2 protein-coding genes and 1 pseudogene are annotated in these 2456 nt (G+C 80.6%); all 3 read left to right on the top strand.

All coding sequences use genetic code 11. The features are described from left to right. A pseudogene (locus tag AX737_RS34575) lies at window positions 1-554 on the top strand (hypothetical protein); the annotation flags it as partial. A gap of 57 nt (window positions 555-611) precedes the next feature. Beyond that, entirely contained in the window at window positions 612-1010 is a 399-nt protein-coding gene (locus tag AX737_RS17615) for a hypothetical protein (protein WP_153874033.1), read from the top strand. Window positions 1011-1354: 344 nt separating this feature from the next. After that, window positions 1355-2456, top strand: a 1102-nt coding sequence (locus AX737_RS17620; protein WP_156453805.1) for a hypothetical protein, incomplete at its 3' end; no start/stop codon positions are given.

Here is a 2456-nt window from a genome sequence, read left to right on the forward strand (position 1 = left end):
CCCGCCTCGGCGTGGCGGTCGTGACGGGCATGAGCCCGCTCCACGCCGCCCGGGCCCTGCGGGCCGTCGCGCACGCGGCCGCCCCGGCCGGCCGGCGCCCGCCGCCCCCCTGGCTGCTGCCCTGGTCCGCCGCGCTCTCCGGATGCCGGCGCCTCGAAGGCAGGCTGCGGACGCTCCCGGTCCGCCTCGCCCCGCCCGGTCGCGCGGACCTCGCCGCCCTCGCGGCCGGCACGCCGGCCGCCAGCCTGCTGCGGTCGGGCACCCTGCTCATGGCCGTCCTGGAGGCCGCGGCGGCCGACCCGGACGCGCAGCGGCTCGACGCCGCGGCCCTCGGGGAGGCGCTCAGCCCCGCCGGCTCCCCCGCGGACCAGGCCACCGCCGAGCGCCTCAGGGACCTCGCCGAGAGCTTCGCGCGCCTCGGCGGCGACGGCTCCCGAGCGGCGCGGGCGCCCCGCCGCGCGCCGCCGCCGAGGCGCCGCAGGCCCGGACCCCGCGTTCCCGGCCGACGCCCCGCCGCCTGCCAGCCCTGCGCGGCGATGCCGGGGGCTCGGTGAGCCGGCAACCCCTCCGACCTGCGCCACCCCATCGATCCTGCTGCGACGGAGACGACGATGACGACATTGGCGAACACCCGCGGCGCCCCCTCCAGGGCAACGCCCGGGCGCGCGGCGAATCCCAGGCCCCGCCGGCCCGGGCCGGCGCGCTCGCCCGGGCCGGGCCGGGGCCGCCCGGACCGCGCCCGGGGCCGCGCCGGGCGGCTCGCCGGCCGTCTCGCCCGCGACCCGGGCGCGGCCGTCGACCCGGCCTCGCCGCGGGACCGCGGGCGGACCGGGCCGGACGACCGCGGCTTCGCCGATGGCGCGGCGCTCGCCGCGCCGGAGGCGTGGACCCTGCTCGACGGCGCCTTCGACGACGCCAACGAGGACCTCGCCACCTTCGTCCGGCTCGCCCGCGAGACCGCGTCGCTGCCGGGCTCCTGGGCGTCCTGGGACACCGGCGAGGCGACCTGAGGCGCGCGCCGGTGCAGGGGATGCGGCACGGCCCGGGCGGCGCCGATTGTGGCTTGCTCCGTGGCCCGCACAATGGGGCGTGCGCCCGATTCCCGGGCGCCGTCCGCGGCCCGGATCGAAGCGCCCTGGATCCATCGCGCCGGCCTGGCGCGGTCCCGCGGCCTATCGCCCGGCCGGACGCTCGCGTTCCTGGGCATCCTCCGGCCATGCACCCCGCTCCCGTCGTCCCGGCCTCCCGCGCCGGAAGCAGCCCCACGCAAACGGACGCGGGAGAGCTCGCGACGGCGTGGCGAACCATCGCGACGCTCTCGCACCCGGCCACCCGGCACACGGTCGACGCGACGATGGAGAACCTGCACGCGGCGTTCGTGGCCGGCGGCATCCGGGCGACCCGGATCGCGGCCCTGAGGCGGGCGATCCGGAAGGATCTCCGGCAGGTCTGGGACGACGGGATCGTCCTCCCCCTGGCGCGGTCGCGCGCGGCGGCCGACCGCGCGCTCCTGCGCGCGCTCCCCGGGGCCTTCGCGCCGGCGGATCACGCGCAGGTGCGGGATGCCCTGCTCAGGGCCGCCCGCTGGATCCCCGAGGATGGCGCCTCCGCCCGCGCGCATGTCGAGCGCGCCCTCCGCTTCCTCGATTGCCTGCCGGCGGTCCTCCGGGCCTCCGACGAGCTGGAGGCGCTCGCGTTCACGGTCGCGCCGGAGGCGCGGCAGGCCGCGGCGCTGATGGCGGATGCCGGCGAGGCAAGCCGGGCGGCGCAGGCCGCCTCGGCCGGCCGGCGGCTGCGGGCGGCCCTGGCCAAGGGGCTGCCGCCGCTGGTCGAGGCCGTCGCGGATGCGCTCTACCGAGAGGCGCTGGGCGCGAGTGCCGGGCAGCGCTTCCGCCACGCCGCCGCGGTCCTCCGGGCGCTGCCGGCCCCCGGCGCCCGGAGGAGCGACCGCGACGGCCCGGCTTGGCGGCGGCGCCTCGCCGACGCGCTCGCGCGGGACATCGTCGACGCGGAGCTCGGCCCCGCCCTGGGTCGCCTGCTGCGCCGGCATCGGGGACTGGCGGTGGGTCCGGCGTCCTACGCCGCGGGCGAGGGACTCGACGGGGCGGTGGCGATCACCGTGACGCGCACCGCTGTCCGCCTCGTCCTGTCGGCCCGCTTCGACCTCCGGGCCGGCGGGATCGAGCTGTCCGTCGCGGCGGTCCTGCCGGGCGGCGGCGCGGCGCGGGTCTCCGACGCGGCGGCCGACACCCTGCTGGACGCCTCGGTCCCGGCCGAGCTCGACACCGCCGCGCACCGGGTCATGCGCCGGCTGACCCGGGGGGACGACCTGCCGGACCTGCCGCTGGGCCTGTCGGGGGAGGGGGACCTGGTCGTAGGCGGCCTGGCCGGGCGGGCGCCGCGCCCAGGCTTCCTGGAGCGGCTCGTCGCGATCGCGGACGCGGAGGGGGCCGGGC

The organism is Methylobacterium sp. CCH5-D2 (assembly GCF_001556475.1).
Lineage (GTDB): Bacteria > Pseudomonadota > Alphaproteobacteria > Rhizobiales > Beijerinckiaceae > Methylobacterium > Methylobacterium hispanicum.

Bases quoted from the DNA above. Each gene is read 5' to 3' on its own strand.
- AX737_RS17615 (WP_153874033.1), top strand. From the start codon at position 612: ATGACGACATTGGCGAACACCCGCGGCGCCCCCTCCAGGGCAACGCCC.